We start from the raw sequence: 18,722 nt of genomic DNA, 5'->3' as shown, positions 1-18,722 counted from the left end.
GATAACACCATGAAATCAAAATTGGCCTTCATTGCTTTAGGCGCACTAGCACTGACCGCATGTTCAAAACTAACTAAAGAAAACTATGACAAGTTAGAAATGGGCATGTCTCAGGACGAAGTTGAAGCTATTCTAGGTTCAGCCGACAACTGTGGTAAAACAATGGGCACTATGGCGTGTACATGGGGCGCGGAAGACAGTAAACATGTGAAAATCGTATTTATGGGTGATAAAGCAGTTACCTTCACATACGATGGATTAAAGTAAATCAATAGCGCGTTTATAAAAAAGAAAGGTGGCATTTAAGCCACCTTTCTTTTATCCAAATTAAGGGCTTGCGCGCAATATCATTCACACGCAAAGACAAATTATTTCAAATCTAGTAAGTATCTAAGTAAGAAAACGATAGCTAGTGCATAAGTAAGTGGCGTTACTTCTTTAAACTTACCCGTACCCACCTTTATACCCACATAAGTAATGAAGCCAAGGGCAATGCCTTCGCTAATACTGAAGGTAAGCGGCATAGCGATAAGTGCAACAGACGCAGTAGCCAAAGCCCCTAAGTCATCGAAATCTACATGTCGAATCGAATCCATCATTAAAATGCCTACCATTAGCAGTGCTGGAGTAGTGGCCATTAGCGGAATGACTTTCATCAGTGGCGTAAGGAAAAGCGACAACAGGAAGCATGCAGACACGACCACAGCGGTGAGGCCTGTTCGTCCTCCCGCTGATACGCCAGTGGCGGACTCAACATAGCTTGTCACTGGCGATGTACCTACCATTGCGCCAGCAATACTCGCAGATGCGTCAGCAGTCATGGCCGGGCCAATTTTCGGTAGCTTGCCTTTTGAGTCCAGCAAGTTAGCTTTGCGAGAAACACCAATTAACGTGCCTATAGTGTCGAACATGTTCACAAACATAAGCGCGAAAATAAGGTCCCATGTCTCGGCGATATGGTCGATAGGGTACCAGAAGTCCATTGCCATAAAGGTGTTAGACATAGATTCGGGCATGCCTACAACAGCAGATGGTGTGGCAGTTAACGTTCCGCTTTCGGTAGGGATAAAGGCACCGATTAAAGTAAGGGTAACGATAGAAATTAATATAGCGCCGGTAACGCGCTTAACCATAAGAACAATAGTAAAAATAATACCAACAAGAGCAAGCATCACTGCAGGCTCAGAAAGATCACCAAGCTGAACAAAGGTTGCAGGGTTATCAACAATAAGTTCTGCATTCTTAAGGCCGATAAAGGCAATAAATAAGCCTATACCGCACTGAACGCCTATCTTGAGAGACGGCGGAATAGATTCAGCTATTTTGGTTCGTACGCCTGTGAGAGAGAGTACTAAGAAGAGAATACCGTTCCAAAACACAATGCCGAGGGCAGCTTCCCACGGAATTTCACGGCCGAGGCAGATAGTGAAAGCGAAAAAAGCGTTTAAACCCATGCCCGGTGCCAGTGCAATAGGGTAGTTAGTCATCAACGCCATCATCAATGTGCCGATGCAGGCTGCGACTGCTGTCACTGTAATTAGACCTTCTACCGGCATGCCGCTAAGGCCCAAAATGCCTGGGTTTACCACAAGGATGTAAGACATAGCCGCAAACGTAGTAAGACCTGCAATGATCTCAGTTCTTACCGTTGTACCGTGCTCCTGCAGCTTAAATAGCCGTTCAATAACGTTGTTGGACATCTAGAGTTCTCTGTTTATGTTTTATGTAGTGTTTTGTGCGTTTGAAAGCAATAAACTGACCAATTAGTCAACTTGTTGGTGTGTTTTGTGCTAACTTACTTTTCAGTACAATGATTAAATAACAATCATTGCGTGACTTAAGGTCACTAGCTAGGCAGCACAAAGCCAGCCAAACGGTTAGTAATCAACATAGATGATGTTATAAAAACCGCAAACAAAAACCTAAATGAGCAATAGAACTCGTTTACAGATAGCATTAAAGATAAACTATTACGCACCAATAAAATGCCATTGCATTGTTATGGTGCAAATAAGTGAGGGGCCATGTCGCTGTCATCAATAATTAAAAACATACCAAAGGCCGAACTGCATCTGCACATAGAAGGTAGCTTAACGCCTGAACTCATGTGGCGCCTAGCTGAAAAGCACAGTGTATCACTTCCTTACGCAAGCGTGGAAGAGATTGAAGCCGCTTATAACTTCAAAGATTTACAAAGCTTTCTTGACCTCTATTACGCGGGGGCAGGGGTGTTAAGAGATGAAGAAGATTTCTTTACGCTGATGTGGGAATACTTAACCCGGTGCGCTGAAGAAAATATAGTTCATACCGAAATCATGTTTGACCCTCAAACTCACACTGAGCGGGGTATAGGTTTTGATGTATTTATGCCTGGCTTTTTAAAAGCTATACAAAAAGCAGAAAGTGAATTTGGCATAAGTAGCTACTTAATAATGTCTTTTCTAAGACACTTACCAGAAAGCGAAGCTTTCGAAACACTAGAAGCAGCGAAACCTTACTATCAGTACATCACGGCGGTGGGCCTCGATAGCTCTGAACTAGGGCACCCCCCGTCTAAATTCGAGCGGGTTTTCAAAAAAGCGAAGTCTCTAGGCTTTAAGATTGTTGCCCATGCAGGGGAAGAGGGGCCGGCGTCTTATATTTGGGAAGCGATTGAACTGCTTGACGTGGACCGCATTGATCATGGCGTACGCTGCCAGGAAGACCAAGCGCTCATGGCGCTCTTAAAAGAAAAGCAAATACCGCTTACCGTATGTCCATTGAGTAACTTAAAACTCTGCGTAATTGACGATATGAAAGAGCACAATATCGTGCAACTGCTAGATGCTGGCTTATTAGTAACGGTTAATTCTGACGACCCCACCTATTTTGGTGGTTTTTTGAATGAAAATTTTGAAGCACTTCACACGTCGCTAAACATAGGTGAGGATACAATTCGCGTGCTGGCCGCAAACAGTTTTAAGGCAAGTTTCTTACCCGAAGAAAAGAAAAACGCATTTGTTAAGCAAGTAACTGGGGCTATGTAAGCGACTTGCAAAAGCAATAGCGCGAGCTTATTAAAGTAAATCTCAATAAGCTCGCTTCGCCCTAAGATTGCATAATAATAAGCGTTTGCTCGATTAAGCTTTTTAGTTCTTCTATGTCTGAAGCTATCTCTGTTAAATCACCTTGCTTGGCTTTATTTTCAATAGATGACGCTTTTTCTCGAATAGCATCAGCCCCTACATCCCCTGATACACCCTTCATTGCATGACTTGTAAACTTGACGGCATCGACGTCTAACTCAGTTGCGGCCTTTTGCAAGGCTTCTTCTTTCTGCGCTATTTGACCTAAAAACATTTCAACGATGCGGTTTAACAATCCTTCGTTGCCGCCGAGCCTGCTTAGCGCAGCGTCTCTATTCCATAATTGTTCTTTGGGAAGCGCGGTATGCGTATGTAACGTATCCATTCTTATCACCAAGCAGTTAACACAGGGTTTGGTAGTATAATAATTGTGCGTCACCAACAGCATAATAGTCAATGAGTTACCCTAAAGTTTGTACTTAAAATAACCAATATAGACTAAAGGTTAATGTTTTTTTGCGTATGTAGGACGATACTACATAAGGAGTTTATAATGTAGTGTGGTAATTCTCATGGAAAATGAGACGAAAAAAGTAGTCATCATTGACGATGAACCAACAACACTCTTGCTACTGGAAAATGCGATAGAATCTTTAGCAGAAGTCGTTACGGTTTCACAAAGTGCAACAGCATTCTCTGTAGTACAGTCACATCAGCCTGATTTGATAGTCTTAGACATCAGCATGCCTGAGCTTTCAGGTTTTGATGTATGTCAGCAACTTAAAGTATGTCCAAGCACAGCTTCAATTCCTGTTATCTTTGTCACTTCTCACAGCGATACTGAAAACGAGCATCGTGCGCTGTCGCTTGGGGCGATTGACTTTATCCCAAAGCCTATCGATATAGAAATGTGTCGAATGAGGGTGAGAAACCATCTCACGATTCAATCTCAAAAAGCCTTGTTGAAAAAAGTTAACCAAGAGCTTGAGGCTGAAAAAAAACAGCTTGCCATAACATTAAAATCTATAGCTGACGGCGTAATCTCGATTAACGCTGCCGGAGATATCACATTCATAAACCCCGTGGCACAAAGGCTTACCGGACATAGTGTGCAGGATGCTTTAGGCAAGCCTATTGATGAAGTAATGAACCTGCGTGATGCATCAAGCCATGAACCACTGTTAAACCCAGCGCTTTACGCGCTTGAGGTAAAACGCCCCGTAGCTATGTCTTATAACGCAACCCTCGTTAGTAGGCACAACCAGATTTTTAGGGTTGAAGATACCGCATCACCGATTATCGACGATGAGGGCAAAATAAACGGGGCCGTCATGGTGTTTCAGGATGTTTCTGAAGCCGTAGAAATGGCGGTGAAGATGACGCACTTAACCAACCATGATCAGCTTACAGGTTTGCCCAACCGTGTGTTACTTCACGACCGCATCGTCCAGGCTATAGCGCGAAGTTTTACGAGTAAGCAAAGCATCGCGCTACTGTTAATTGATATCGATAACTTTAAATATCTCAACGACAGCCTAGGGCATCAGGTCGGCGATTTCGTTATAGCAACCGTAGCCAAGCGCCTTGCAAACACGTTAGGTCAAAGCGCCACACTCGCTCGAGTAGGCGGAGACGAGTTTGCTTGCCTTTTATCGGATATAGGATCTGGATTCAGTGCAGATAGTATTGCTATGGCCTGTCTTCAGGCGGGTAGAGAACCGATTGAGATAGATGGGAAGTCTCATAGGTTGAGTTTAAGCATAGGAATAAGCTTGTACCCACAGGATGCAGTGAATGCAGAAGAAATGATGCGCCATGCTGACTCCGCAATGTATCGGTCGAAATCGAAAGGTAAAGACACTTTCAGCTTTTTCTCAAAAGACTTACAGCACGCCATGCATCATAGGGTCGAAATGGAGATTAAGCTAAGACAAGCAATTGAAAACAACAGTTTAGCTATCTATCTCCAGCCAAAATACGACTTTAATAGCGGCGAAGTATTCAGCGCTGAAAGTTTAGTTAGAATGTTCGATGAAAACGGCAATGTAATCGGGCCAGACGAATTCATTCCCCTCGCCGAAGAAACCGGACTTATACACCAGCTCGGTAAACAGGTGCTTCAGAAAAGTTGTGAGTTCATTGCTCGTTGTAATGAACAAGGCAAGCACTTTAAAGTAGCGGTGAACGTGGCTGCCAAACAGCTAGCAAACCCCGGGTTTGCGGATGAAGTTGCAGAAATCATTCATGCAACGGGCATTGAAGCCAGTTCAATAGAGCTTGAAGTGACAGAGTCGGCGCTAATGCACGATTTTGAACAAACACGTGATATCCTCAACAAGCTGACCTCGCTAGGCGTTACCATAGCCCTTGATGACTTTGGTACTGGATATTCAAGTTTATCTTATCTACGTCAGTTTCCACTGAACGTGTTAAAAATAGACAGGTCCTTTGTTATTGATATGGATAAGGAGCAGCAGGCTCACGATATTGTCACTGCTATCGTGCATCTAGCCTTAAGCTTGGAGCTGACTATCGTAGCAGAGGGGATTGAAACCCAATCACACTTCAACGGGTTAAAAGCACTAGGCTGCCATCAAGGTCAAGGCTATTTTATGTGTCGTCCCATAGCCATGAACGATTTTTTCGCACAGTTTATCGGTAGTGAAGAAGTCGCCTGATTGAGGGCGGCTTACTCATCTCGATATATCCTCAAGGCGTAAGGTGTTTTCCTAATACCTATAGCGTATCTAAATTCAACCTTTTCAATATACATCTTTCTTTAAGGTGTTAGACTGTAAAGCAATACTATAATTATTAAAAAAGCTTTATGTTACAATGCGAAATCGCTTGTGTGGCGAGCAGCTCGCATTAGAAAAAACAATGGACAGAAAAGAAATCAAACCCTACTCACAGTGCAATGTACTTATTGTCGACGACGAGCCAATGAGCCGATTGCTATTACAATCTATACTTGAAGCTGAGTTTCATTGCACGACGGTCGAATCTGGCAGCGATGCCATTTCCCACTGTGCCAAAGCGCTGCCCGATCTAGTTTTACTCGACATGAACATGCCTGATATCAGTGGGTTGGAGGTGTGTGCAACATTAAAAGCATCCCCTGATACCAAAGATATTCCAGTTATATTCGTCACGTCTACCATGGATATTGAAAGTGAAAACGCGTGCTGGGAAGTAGGTGCATCTGATTTTGTAATGAAGCCGGTGAATGCGTCAACGCTAACTCACCGAGTGAAAACACACCTTCAAAACAAGCTGCGTACTGAGTTTCTTGAAATGATGACATTTCACGACCAGCTTACTGGCCTTTACAATAGAATGTACCTGACCAAGGAAATTCCTTTATTGATAAAGCAGGTAGCCAGAGACAAGGGATCGGTAGGGGCAATAATGCTCGATATTGATTACTTCAAACTCTTTAACGATACCTATGGGCACCTTGAAGGTGACTTGTGTCTTCAAAAAGTGGCGCAGATAGTCTCTGATACAGTGAAACGACCCAAAGATGCTGTGATACGTTTCGGCGGTGAAGAGTTTTTAATTATCCTGCCTTATATCGACCGTCAAGGGGCAAAGCTCGTGGCAAATCAGCTTGTAGATGCAGTAGCCAAAGCGAAAATACCTCATGGAAAAGGCATCGAAAATCGTGTTTCTATCAGCGCAGGCTTTGCGGTTTGGAAGGCAACGGAAGTTGTGCAAGACAACCTTGCAGCCTTAATTGAAGACGCTGACGTATCCTTGTTTGAAGCTAAGGAATTAGGCCGAAATCAAGCCAAAGGTTAAATATAGATAAGGCTGTAAACTATCCTATTGTTTAATGTCGCAAGTGTTGCTTGCACGCTATCATCAAGCGTAGTGACGTACTATCCCCAAAATTTGTAATAGCAGTGGATAGTACCCCTCTGGTACACGTTTGAGGCTTAGGTAAAGAGCAATGGTTTATTTCGACGAGCAATCGAGTTTGAATGTGAAGCTGGAAGAGCAGCTAAAAGCATCGCTTACTCAGTTATTAAATCGTGGTTGTGACTCACTTGGGATATTCCAAGCGCTGCTTTTGCACCTCGAAGAGGATACCGTCAACATCCTTGTTAAAGCTTCATCTGCTTATCCTCCCAGTTTTAAATCTATTCCCTCGTTTGCAAGCTGCACGCCGGTAGACAATTGTTTTCCCGTAAGCAGTGCTAAGTGTTCTCTAGCATTTAAGCAGTGGTTTACGACCTACTTCAGTGCGGAAAAATACATTAGGGGCCAGGTCCACAAGCTTGATGGCGGATACGTCTGTTTAGTGTTCATCAATGCATGCCCAGACCAGCCAAGTAACCTGGATAAAGTGGCGTTGCTCGATGAATGGTTGTCCGTTACTTTGGACAAGTTTCATATAGAAAAAGCTGAATCAACACAAAACACGCTGTATGAAAAGCTACAAAACGTAGCGAATGTTGGTACGTGGGAAGTCGACCTTATTACCAACGAGTTAACCTGGTCATCCCAAACTCGCCGTATTCACGAGGTGGATGATAGCTACATGCCTACGCTAGATACGGCAATCAGCTTCTACAAAGAAGGGTTTGATAGAAATGAAATAAGCCGTATCGTTTCTCACACTATCGAGACCGGTGAGCCATGGAGCGCAACACTTGAACTTATTACTGCAGAAGGTAATTCGGTGTGGATAGAAACCCACGGCATGGCGGAGATGAAGCATGGGAAGTGCGTTCGCTTGTTTGGGACGTGTCAAAACGTGAATAAATCCGTTCAGCTCAGGTTAGAGTTGGATGCGCGACGCAAAGAGGCAGAAGCCGCGTCGAAAGAGCGCGGCATGTTGCTGTCTAGAATTAGCCACGAGCTAAAAACGCCCTTGAACGGCATTACCGGCATGCTTCAGGCTATAAAGTTTGAAACAAAAGACAATGTAAGAATTAGAAAAGCTGACATAGCGTTACACAGCGCCGATCGTTTGTTATCTCTTATAAACGATGTGCTTGATTATACATCAATTATCAACGGGGAATTTAGCCTTAAGCACAGCGATTTTTGCGTTCGCTCTTTGTGCGAAGAGATCGTCGATGTGTTTAAAACTAAATGTGCTGAAAAAGGCGTACGGCTTTACGCTGTGCTGTCTTTTGATGAAAAGACCTACGTGCATGGCGACGCAGCAAGAATCAGTCAGGTAATAACTAACTTATTGTCGAATGCTGTAAAGTTCACTGTGAAAGGCTATATTTCAGTGCAGGTTACGCTAAAACATCAAGGCGAGGTTCCCATTCTACTTGCTTCAGTTGAAGACACCGGCGTAGGCATGAACGACGATATTTTGTCACGGATTTTCAGACCGTTTCAGAATGATACCGACAGCGCGTCAGAAGAGCTAAACGGCAATGGGTTAGGTCTTTCTATTGTAAACCAACTCGTTGACAAGATGGGTGGTGAGCTTGAAGTGCGCTCAAATGTGGGTAAGGGAACCTGTTTTGATGTGGCTATACCCATTGAAATGGCGTCGTTAGATGAAAAAGCCAGTGGCGATGTGGAATTGTCCTCTGAGCTTTTGAGTGTGCCTTTAAATATATTGGTAGTAGACGATAACGATATCAATCGCCTGGTCTTAGGGTCTATGTTAGAGAAGTTTAATTACTTACCCGATGAAGCGGAAAACGGAGAAGTCGCAGTACAAATGGCAAGAGCCAAAAAGTACGATATCATTTTTATGGACTGTGCTATGCCTGTATTGGATGGCGTAAGTGCAACGAAAATAATACTCCAAGAAAATCTAATGCCTAAACATGGCCGAATTATTGCGGTTACCGCTAACACGACAGCCGAAGATAAAGCTAGCTGCAGCGAAGCAGGCATGCAGGATTTTCTGGCCAAGCCCGTCGTGCAAAATGATGTAACTTTACAGCTTAAGTTTGCGCTAGATGCAAAATCTGTAGCGGCTTAGGGGCTTGTAATTGTATTAAAAGGCAAAGCCCCTCGTTTATTGAAGTTACATGTGCTGCTGCAAATATTTGTAGTAACAGTGACAAATAAATTTGGCTGTTAACCAAAGTATTAGTGATAATTAGTGTTTTGCGTTTATTTAGCGCCAGGTATGTTGTCTTCTACGGAATCCCAGTTTCCAGTGATATAGTCGACAACACGTGAGCCTACGTTATACGCCGCTTCAATTGCTGCTCCCATTGCAGCATAACCGTCACCCGAGCTTTCAAGTTTCAAATTTTCTGATGCGCTTAGCGAAGGTGGCTGCATAGTAAAATTACTCGCAGTTCTTAAAATCATTACGCGGTTTTTATCTACCAAACCGGCATTGTCTAAATAGGATAAACTCTGAAGCGTAGCCGAGTCTTCCATGCCCGACGTCACGAAGTTGCCCTTGTCTTTGGTCCAGTATGCAACCCAATCGTTTGCCCACGTGTTTAGTTTCTCTCCATGCCAGAAAGTAGACGCAGATAAATGGGCACCCATAGACACATTAGGAAGTACCCTCGCATTAGGTGAGTGAGTGTATTTTGCTCGTAGTGCATCCATTGCCTCGTTGTTTAAAAGTTTGGTGTCTTTGGTCATTGAATAAGCCCATTTCGCCAAAGGAAGGTTAAGCGCGTAAACCTCGCCGTTCGGGCTATTATTCACATCTACTGATTCGGCATTGTCATAAGGCGCGTGAGTAAACAGAGGAAAATATCCTGTACTCCACGTTGAAGGGATTTCTCTTGCATCAATCTGATGTGCCAAGTCACCATCTACAACATAATCAGTCCAAATAGCGCTGCCAATAGTGTTATCGGCAGGGTCGACACCAGCAATGCCAGCTACAAGCCAATAGGCTTTTGACAAGTCGAAACGAGGGTCGAGCCCTAGCGCCATTATTGCCGCTGAAGCACGCGCAATGCCCATACCCGTTACTATGCCAATTACGCCCGTTTCAGTGTTTGCATACACATCGTGAAAGCCGTGGGGCAGTGGGTATTTTGTTGTGAGCTTTTGACGGGCTTTCCACAACTGAAATTCGCCGGGTGCGTCACCTTCATCATCGCCAATTTCAAACATACTCACCACTACCACTTTAACTTCCATCGGCTTTTCTTCGCCATTAGCGTAAGCATGGGTAGATAAAACACTTATTACTACTCCTATGAAAATAGCCCACACAGTTGGTTTACGAAAAGCTGAATTGCGGTTGTTTTTAACAATACTCAATAGCGGCTGCTGTAATACGTGGCGAATGAAATAGGGTAGAGGCATAAGATACTCCTAAAAAAAGAGCCCAGATGTAAAAACTGAGCTCTTTATTAAACGTAATTTGAATGAACGATGATATCGCGCTTCCAAGAATTATAGGAAGCGTGATGCCATTCACACGCTAAGCATACTTAGAATGAGTAAGTAACTTTAGCGTTAAAGTGACGCGGTAGTTCAGGAAGAACGATTTGGCTACCGAATAGATCAGGGAAGTTAGAACGGAAATAACGTTCATCAGTTAGGTTTTTAACGGTTAAGTTAAATGACCAGTCTTCAGCCTGATAAGATAAGCCTGCATTAACTAGCGTGTAAGCCGGTAGTGTCACTGCAGCAGAGAAACCTGATGCTACTTCTTCAACATCTACCACGCTTACGTTAGCCGCATAACCATTTTGGAAATCGTAAGTCGCTGTTAGCGTATAGATGTTTTCGGGGATACCTGCTTTACGTCCATCTGTATTATTAAAGCCTTCACCGATAAGGTTAAGACCAATCACGTTACCACCGAAGATCAATGAAGGATCTTCAAGGTTCACTAAGTCTTCAGCACCCAAGAAACCAAACTGGTTACCATTTTCAAGTGCTGTAAGGTTAATTACCTTAATGTTGGTGTAACCTGCAGATACAACAAGGTTGTCGTTTACTACCCAACGAAGTTCAAACTCAGTACCTTTGTTGTTGGTGGTATTATTAGTTACCGTGTTTTGCGCGTTAAAATCGGTACGCTCTTGCTCAAACGATGAAAGTGCAAAATACAGTGTATCTTCTAACAAAGAACCTTTAATACCAAACTCAAGAAGTTCAGAGGTATCAAATGCGCTGCCGTCGCCTAGTTGGCTAACACCAATCTCAGCACCTTGACCTGCTACAAGCGTTGCTTGTTCGGCCGCAGTTACATAAGGAATAAGGCCAAATTCGAATTCGTATGAAAGGCTGGCGTTCCAAGACCACCCGTCTACCGTTTCTTCAGCGTATTCTGGTGTTTCATCGCCTGTTGCACCTAACAGAAGGTCGGTACGTGAAGTACTTTCAATATCGATAGTGTCGTAACGCAAGCCTAATACTAGGTTTAAGCCCCAATCCCAAGTTAAGTCTGTCATTGCAGCAATACCTAGGTCTAGGTAGTTACCCACGTCATAGTTATCGTAGTTTTTACCTGAGCGGGTAGACAATAAACGACGATCCAGTGCTGAAGATGGCATGGTTAGGTCGCGACGGTTGAAATATTCAAACGTGAAATCATCGCCGTGTTCGAAGTCGGTATATCGAACAGATGGCGAGAATTGAAACTGTGCAAGCAGGCCATCGTTTTCATATTCGGTAGCGAAAATTAGCTTGTCTTCAACAACCCAGCTATCGTGGAACTGTGAGAAACCGTACGCATTTTCATTGATGTTGTCGTATGCGTCATAGAAAAGTTGGTTGCGGATTTCCCAGTTGTCTGTGTAGTAAATCGTGTCGAAATACAGAGTAATAGCTTCGTTGCCAAGCTGATCATCAGGCGCTACCAGTACTTGGTTTCCACTAAGCGTTGTGGTTCCAACGTTTTCTAATTGCATTAACGCTGTGGCTTCTTCATCCGTAAAGCTAGACGCTGGAACATAGAAGAAGCTCTCGCCGGCAATGTTTACAGCAGCGTATTCTTCGTGGCTAATTTGGCCGTCGCCATCAGTGTCTAGAGGCTGTGCTGTACCTGTAATATAAGTACCGTCGTCAACTAGCTCTTGGGTTAGACGGTTCCAACCAGCAACTTGGTTGCCGTCATAGTCGTGGTACATACCACCGAATTCGAAGCGAAGGTTGTCGGTAACATCAATGTTAAATGATGCTTGTAATACCGTTTGGTCAGTTTGCGTATTGTCGTAATAGCTGTCTGAATTTTCTAGCTCGCCGTATATGTAGTAACCCATTTCTTTGCCAGCGACGCTAGTCGGGCCGCCAACTTCTGCGGTTAAGATGCTTTTATCCCAAGAACCAGTGGTGTATGACAAGGCGCCAGTAGGTGCATCTAGATACTGACCGCCCGAAGCACGGGCAGATTTAGGATTAAAGTTTAGGTACCCACCAATTTTAGACGGGCCATAAATGGGTGATGCAGGGCCACGTACGATATCGATACGGCTAGATGCGCCGATAGGGGTAGGGTAGTTACCCGGGTTATCTAGACGCTTAACGCCACGAAAATATGTCTCACCCGGTGTACCACGTACGTCAAGTGAACCCGCAACACCAAAGAAAGACTGGGTGAACGTACCCGGTGCAAATGCTACTAATTCATCAATATCTGAAACGTTAAAACGCTCCATTTGCTCTTGAGAAATAGTGGATGCAGAACGGGGTGTTTCAAGAATAGATTTACCAAAGCCAAATACCGACTCGACGTCTTGACCAGGCAAGCTGCCTAGTGACCCAGTTACCTGAATCTTTTCGACATCTTTCTCTTTTACCTCTGTCTCTTCTTGTGCAAATGCTTGAGATGACAAGGCTACCGCCGTTGTCATCGCTAAGGCTTTTGCTAGAGGAGATAATGCGAATGTAGTGTTTTTCATGGTTTCCTCGTTATTTTTAGTTGCCCTTTTTTAGGGCTTTATCAACGCACTATTTCTATTGCGCCTTGCTGTATACAAGAGGTTTAGCAGGATGGGTGCCAACTTCCTAACCAGTTGGTCAACTTTTAACCTGCTCTTAAGTTGCTGAATTATATGGATTTAAAAATATAATGTTGTTCTTATATTGTTATCATTATGTTAACGAATAAGGTTTTTCTTATTTTTGCACCTTCGCAGTGATTTCTACCGTGGTTTTGCACTATAAAGAGCAGGGCGCAGTACTTGGCGCTGCTTTATACCTAATATCGCTTTATGGGGTGAAGTTGCTGAGTTATTGCGATTCTCTTTAGTACGCTTTTTTATCTCTGGGGAAGCGGTTTTGACCGAGTCATCCAAAGCTTCACTAGCATTACCTTCTGAAAGTTGATTGCCGGTGGCGGCTAAAATTTCTGACTTCTCATTTGCGGCTTTTTTCCCGGGTAGCGTTACATCTAAAATGACCGCCGTAAGTCCTGCTGATGTAACCGGGGAAAGCAGAATATTTTCAAGCCAATTAGGGAGTTCGGCTAAGGCTTCGGGTACCATCATTACACCAATTGCCATGCCGAGAGCGCACGCCGTAACTAAACTGCTGCGTCTATCCAAGGCATAGCTGGCAAGAAGTTTAAGGCCGCCTACTGCAACCATGGCAAACATTACTAATGTTGCACCGCCTAAAACCGGCTTAGGGATGGCCTGAAGCACACCACCCACAATTGGAAAGCAGCCAATAAGTACAAACAGCGCAGAAACAAAGAAGCCCACTTTACGACTTGCAATGCCGGTTAGCTGGATAACTCCATTATTTTGGCCAAAGGTAGTGTTCGGAAACGTGTTAAACATACCGGCCAGTAGCGAATTCACGCCGTCGCCTAAAATACCGCCCTTTATTCTAGTTAAGTAAATTGGACCGCTCACCGGCTGCTTGCAGAAAAGGCTGTTGGCCGTAAGATCGCCCGCTGTTTCTATTGCACTGAATAAGTAAATTAGCGCAATAGGTAAAAACAGGTTGATATCAAATGAGATGCCAAACGCAAACGGCGTAGGAATAGCAACAATAGATAAAGAGGCAAGGCCGCTAAAATCAAGACCTTTTGTGAACCCAATATAGGTTGCACCAATGGCCATGCCAATAAAAATAGCACTTAAGCGTAGCCAATGATTGTGAGATGCGTTTAAAAATACAATGACAAGCAACACGCCAAGACCTACCGCTAGGTTGTCGGTACTGGCAAAGTCTACTGCATGAAAACCGCCTGCAAGGTCTGTCATACCCACGTTGATTAAGCTAAGCCCTATGGCCGTAATTACAATGCCCGTAGTTAAAGGGGTAATGATGCGTTTAAGTTTATCTACAAATAGACTGAATACGACCTCAACAAGTGCACCTGCCATGGTGAGTCCAAACAGCAGTGCTAAGATATCTTCGGGCGTACCGCCATTCGCTTTAACTTGGTTTCCCGCCAAAATCAGCGCGCTAATAAACGCAAAGCTGGTGCCTTGAATAGCGACCAACCCGCTACCTACCGGCCCAATACGCTTTGTTTGTATTGCAGTACCTAGGCCACTAACAAACAGTGCCATGCTGATAAGGTAAGGCGTATATTCGGTAAGTCCTAGTGTAGAGGTAACGATGAGTGTTGGGGTAATAACGCCAACAAAGCTGGCTAATAAATGCTGGAACGCCGCGGTAAGAGAAGGAAGAAATGCCGGGCTATCATGAAGATCGTAAAGTAATTCGCTGTGATTTGAAGACATGAGCAATATTTCTTAATAACAGTTGGTCAATAACTGCAAGATATTGACCAATTGGTCTGCTTGTAATTGCCGCTGTATCACACTGTTTTTAATAGTGAATTTTTAATTCCTATATCTTGATGGATAAGAAGGATGAATGGGTAAGCCCCAATTTGGTGCTTAAACAAAAAAATGCGCTAAATTAGCGCATTTTTTCAAGAGAGATTCGAAGGTTTAATTTAAAGCGTAACGCCTTCATCTAGCGTGACAAAAATTGAGTGACGTACTTCATTGTACATCGCGCGAGAGCAGTGACCTTCACCCTCGGTATCTTCTAGCAGCAGTACATCGCCTGCTCCAAATACATGGCGCTCTCCGTTTGATACTGTAAATTCTGCACGACCTTTTATTATAAAAAGAAGTTGCCGTGCAGGTGCAGGGTGCCATTTGAAGTCATAGTCGGCAGGTGTCTCGCGAAAGATAATTTTATCTGCACCAAATTTCTCTGAAAGCATACCGATTGGACCACCGTCTTTTAGCGCTATTTCAACCTCGCCAAAGTGGCTTTTGCCCGCTTCATCGTTGTAAATCCTTGTTATTTTCATTATCGACCCTTGTTTAAGACTGTACTGATTTGAACATTACGCGTGCTTAAGTTTGCTTATGGTTTTATAAAGCACCGACAAACTGGCAGCCACATCCTCATGGGTAATAGACTCAGCTGGGTGATGGCTTATACCACCCTTACAGCGCGAGAAGAGCATGGCTACTGGGCAAATATCTGCTATAGCCATGGCATCGTGACCCGCACCTGAAGCAAGAATTCGCGGTGCTATACCGCTTTCTTCAACACCGCGAACTAGCGCTTCTTTCAACTGGCTATCGCAATGTACCGCAGGCGCACTATGGGTTTGCTCGCGGGTAAGTGTTAACTGCCTAGCTTGCGCAATGTCATCAAATTTTTGCAATATTTCTGCCAATACTGAATCGCGTAAATCATCATCTTCGCTTCTAATATCAAGAGAAAATCGCGTGCGACCAGATATCACATTTACGCCGTTTGGTGCATTCTCAATCTTACCTACGGTGGCCACTACGCCGGGGCGTTGCAAGCTAATGCTCTCTACCGCTAGTAACATTTCTGCACTTGCGCATAGGGCGTCACGACGCATAGACATGGGCACAGTGCCGGCGTGTCCAGCCATACCGTCTACCGTAAAGTTAAAGCGCTTAGCACCTGCAATAGCACTTACTACACCCACAGGTAGGTTTTCTTGCTCCAAAACAGGGCCTTGTTCAATGTGAAGCTCTAGGTAGCCCAGAATATCAGTGGGGGAAATAGCCGCGCTGTTAACCGCATCGAAACTAAGCCCAAAGTTAGCCATGGCTTGCTCTAGGCTTACACCGTTTTCATCTTTTAAGTGACGCCATTGCTCTTGCCATTTACCGGTTAGTGCACGGCTGCCTAATAGCGTGGTGCCAAAACGCGTACCTTCTTCATCACAAAAACCCACAATGTCGATGTGAAAAGGGAACTTGGCTTGTGTGCCGTCAAACATAGCAACCATTGAGATAGCAGCAACTACGCCCAGCATTCCGTCGTACTTTCCGCCATTAGGCACGGTGTCGAGGTGGCTGCCTAAAATTAGTCGTGGCGCGTTAGGCACGCTCGATATGTAGCGACCCCAGATATTACCAACGGCGTCCTGCCATGTGGTCATGCCCGCCTCAATCATCCAGCCAGACGTCAATTGATTGGCAAGCTTGTGCTGCTCGGTTAAATAGCGCCTGTCTAGGCAAGAGGGGTCTTGGCTTAAGGTGCCTAACGTTTCACACCTTGCCATAACCTGGGTCGCTAGTTCAGTAAATTCCACGAATTCACCCATTCGCAACTCCCGTTGCTTTAGCCTCAGCATAAACGCTAAGCGCAGCGTCTACTCCTTTGCCCGCAGGTAGCGCAAACCCTTGCATGCGAAGTACGGTTTCAAGCGATTGGAGTGTATGCAGTACGGCATCTTCTCTGGCGTTGTAGCCCATAGTCCCTATGCGCCAAATCTTACCTTTTAATGGCCCAAAGCTGGTGCCAATTTCAATATTAAATCGCAGCAGAAGGGTTTCGCGTACTTCTTCGCCGTGAACACCATATGGAATATGAACACCTACCACGTTGTACATTTTGTGCTTAAGGTCGCCGAATGGTTCAAGCCCCATAGCCTGAATACCGGCAAGCATGGCGTCACCAGCCACTTTGTGACGAGCAATAACGTTTTGCTGACCTTCTTCTAAATGCACGCGTGCACATTCACGCGCACAGTAAAGCATACTGGCCGCTTCGGTATGATGATTTAAGCGCTCTTCACCCCAATAATCCATGATCATGGGTAAATCGAAGTAGTTAGAGCGAATTTTAGGGCCGCGTGCCGCCTCGTGATGGGCATCGCGAATACCGGCTTCAACGTGATGACGAGTACGTACGGTTTTCACAAACTTGTCGCTAAGGGTAATAGGCGCACTACCTGACGGACCACCCAAACACTTTTGAAGGCCAACCGATACCGCGTCTAATTTCCATGCATCAACATCCAGAGGGTTTCCACCTACTGACGCGGTTGCATCGCAGTAAAACAAAACGTCGTTCGCCTCACAAATGGTGCCAATTTCAGCAAGTGGTTGAAGCATTGTGGTAGATGTATCGCCCTGTACTATGGCAAGCAACTTAGGCTTTACTTCTTTTACCGCCGCTTCAATTTGCTCTGGCGTAAATACTTCACCCCAAGGTACTTCAATGGTGTGTACTTCAGCGTCGGCACGCTCTGCAATTTCAGCCAGTAAATGACCGAAGCGCCCGAAAATAGGCACGAGTACTTTGTCGCCTGGCTCTATTGCCGATACTAAAACCGCTTCAATACCCGCGCGCGACGTACCATCAACCAAAAAGGTTTGTTGGTTTTTGGTATTAAATACATCGCGATAAAGCTGCATTGTCTCATTCATGTAGCCCGTCATTACAGGGTCATACTGGCCCACTAATTGTGTAGACATAGCGCTTAACACACGTGGGTAGCAGTTAATAGGGCCTGGGCCCATTAACAACCGAGGTGGTGGATTAAGTGGCGCGAAAGTACTTGTAGACGCTTCTTTAGACGCTTCGTTAGACATGTGGGCACTCCTAGATAAGCACTTGCGCTAGCATGCGCAAGCCAGTGATGATGAGAACAACGGCGAAGATTTTCTTAAGTAAACCTGCGTCTAGCTTGTTAGCAATGGTCGCGCCGACTGGTGCAAATAAGACCGTTAGCGGAACAATACAGGCAAAACCTAGCAAGTTTACATAGCCGTATGTTGCAAAGGGGGCGTCAGCAGGTGTGGTTCCTACGAATAACAACGTAAGTGCTGCGGGTAGCGAAATGATTAAGCCTACCGCCGCAGCAGTTCCCACAGCTTTGTGCGCTGGGTAATTACAAAAAGTGAGTGTAGGCACGGTTAGCGTACCGCCGCCAATACCCACCATAGAGCTAAATAAACCAATACACGTTGCCATTACTGACTGACCTGCACGGCCCGGTAGCCCTTTAAATAGCGCATCTTTTTTGCCAATAAGCATATTGATGGCCGATAAGGTTGCGATAACGCCGAACAACAGGGTCAAGAACGTTGGGTTAACCACGGTTACCGCATAGCTTCCCGCAAGTACCCCAATTAAAATGAATACGGCCCATGCTTTTAGCAGCGCAAAGTCAACGTTGCCTTTACTGTGGTGAGCGCGTATAGAGCTAACTGACGTAGGGACAATAGTTGCCAATGATGTGGCTGTGGCAATAACCATGGCACTTTCAGGCGACACGCCAAGTGCTTGGAATAAGAAAAACAGTACCGGCACAATTACAATGCCGCCACCTACGCCAAGCATACCTGCTAGTATGCCGGCAAATACGCCCGTTCCTGCGAGCGATAATATAACCGTGAGGTTATCCATTAAAAACTGCATGTGATTTCTTTCTCTCTAACAATTGTTGCTTTAGCGAATTTGTAAGCGTCGAGCTGTTGCAGATGCGCCCATGTAGGCGCATCCCAGTTA

The 18,722-nt window shown here is 44.8% G+C and carries 14 protein-coding genes; 5 read left to right on the top strand and 9 right to left on the bottom strand.

What is annotated here, in order from left to right; all coding sequences use genetic code 11:
• The first annotated feature begins 9 nt into the window (after positions 1-9).
• Positions 10-267 carry a DUF3862 domain-containing protein gene (locus tag ACXACS_RS14160; RefSeq protein WP_474807498.1) on the top strand — a complete coding sequence of 86 codons (258 nt, stop codon included), beginning with the start codon at positions 10-12 and terminating at the stop codon, positions 265-267.
• Positions 268-368: 101 nt separating this feature from the next.
• Here ACXACS_RS14160 and ACXACS_RS14155 read toward each other — a convergent pair whose 3' ends face one another.
• Entirely contained in the window at positions 369-1,700 is a 1,332-nt protein-coding gene (locus ACXACS_RS14155) for an NCS2 family permease (protein WP_474807496.1), read from the bottom strand.
• A 324-nt stretch (positions 1,701-2,024) separates the two neighbouring features.
• Here ACXACS_RS14155 and ACXACS_RS14150 point away from each other — a divergent pair, with 324 nt between their 5' ends.
• On the top strand, positions 2,025-3,026 hold the full coding sequence (locus ACXACS_RS14150; RefSeq protein WP_474807494.1) for an adenosine deaminase: 1,002 nt from the start codon (positions 2,025-2,027) through the stop codon (positions 3,024-3,026).
• Positions 3,027-3,087: 61 nt separating this feature from the next.
• Here the strand turns inward: ACXACS_RS14150 and ACXACS_RS14145 are convergent, their stop codons facing one another.
• On the bottom strand, positions 3,088-3,450 hold the full coding sequence (locus tag ACXACS_RS14145; RefSeq protein WP_474807492.1) for an Hpt domain-containing protein: 363 nt from the start codon (positions 3,448-3,450) through the stop codon (positions 3,088-3,090).
• A gap of 187 nt (positions 3,451-3,637) precedes the next feature.
• Here ACXACS_RS14145 and ACXACS_RS14140 point away from each other — a divergent pair, with 187 nt between their 5' ends.
• The 3 genes from ACXACS_RS14140 (at position 3,638) to ACXACS_RS14130 (ending at position 9,021) form a co-directional block, all read left to right on the top strand.
• Positions 3,638-5,743, top strand: a complete 2,106-nt coding sequence (locus ACXACS_RS14140) for a two-component system response regulator (RefSeq protein ID WP_474807490.1) — start codon at positions 3,638-3,640, stop codon at positions 5,741-5,743.
• Between the two features lie 202 nt (positions 5,744-5,945).
• A complete protein-coding gene (locus ACXACS_RS14135) occupies positions 5,946-6,866 on the top strand; it encodes a diguanylate cyclase (RefSeq protein ID WP_474807488.1) in 921 nt (306 codons plus the stop codon).
• 151 nt (positions 6,867-7,017) lie between these two features.
• Positions 7,018-9,021: a hybrid sensor histidine kinase/response regulator gene (locus ACXACS_RS14130; RefSeq protein WP_474807486.1), complete on the top strand. Its 2,004-nt coding sequence runs from the start codon at positions 7,018-7,020 to the stop codon at positions 9,019-9,021.
• 134 nt (positions 9,022-9,155) lie between these two features.
• On the opposite strand, the gene ACXACS_RS14125 is transcribed toward ACXACS_RS14130, so the two are convergent.
• The 7 genes from ACXACS_RS14125 to ACXACS_RS14095 form a co-directional block, all read right to left on the bottom strand.
• Entirely contained in the window at positions 9,156-10,322 is a 1,167-nt protein-coding gene (locus ACXACS_RS14125) for a purine nucleoside permease (RefSeq protein ID WP_474807483.1), read from the bottom strand.
• A gap of 128 nt (positions 10,323-10,450) precedes the next feature.
• On the bottom strand, positions 10,451-12,868 hold the full coding sequence (locus ACXACS_RS14120) for a TonB-dependent siderophore receptor (protein ID WP_474807481.1): 2,418 nt from the start codon (positions 12,866-12,868) through the stop codon (positions 10,451-10,453).
• 243 nt (positions 12,869-13,111) lie between these two features.
• A complete protein-coding gene (locus tag ACXACS_RS14115; protein ID WP_474807479.1) occupies positions 13,112-14,665 on the bottom strand; it encodes a uracil-xanthine permease family protein in 1,554 nt (517 codons plus the stop codon).
• A gap of 218 nt (positions 14,666-14,883) precedes the next feature.
• Positions 14,884-15,249 carry an AraC family ligand binding domain-containing protein gene (locus tag ACXACS_RS14110; RefSeq protein ID WP_179983035.1) on the bottom strand — a complete coding sequence of 122 codons (366 nt, stop codon included), beginning with the start codon at positions 15,247-15,249 and terminating at the stop codon, positions 14,884-14,886.
• Positions 15,250-15,285: 36 nt separating this feature from the next.
• Positions 15,286-16,530 (bottom strand): allantoate amidohydrolase, encoded by a 1,245-nt coding sequence (locus ACXACS_RS14105; RefSeq protein ID WP_474807477.1) that lies wholly within the window; start codon positions 16,528-16,530, stop codon positions 15,286-15,288.
• The gene (locus tag ACXACS_RS14100; protein ID WP_474807475.1) at positions 16,523-17,803 is read right to left on the bottom strand and encodes a pyridoxal-phosphate-dependent aminotransferase family protein; all 1,281 of its coding nucleotides are present in this window, start codon (positions 17,801-17,803) and stop codon (positions 16,523-16,525) included. Before ACXACS_RS14100 ends, ACXACS_RS14105 begins: the two co-directional genes overlap by 8 nt.
• 10 nt (positions 17,804-17,813) lie before the next feature.
• Positions 17,814-18,632 carry a sulfite exporter TauE/SafE family protein gene (locus ACXACS_RS14095; protein WP_179983038.1) on the bottom strand — a complete coding sequence of 273 codons (819 nt, stop codon included), beginning with the start codon at positions 18,630-18,632 and terminating at the stop codon, positions 17,814-17,816.
• Positions 18,633-18,722: the final 90 nt, after the last annotated feature.

The sequence above is a fragment of the Alteromonas sp. AWM4_230 genome, assembly GCF_056158305.1.
The sequence above is the reverse complement of the archived record's forward strand: the minus strand, read 5'-3'. Positions and strand labels throughout refer to the sequence as shown.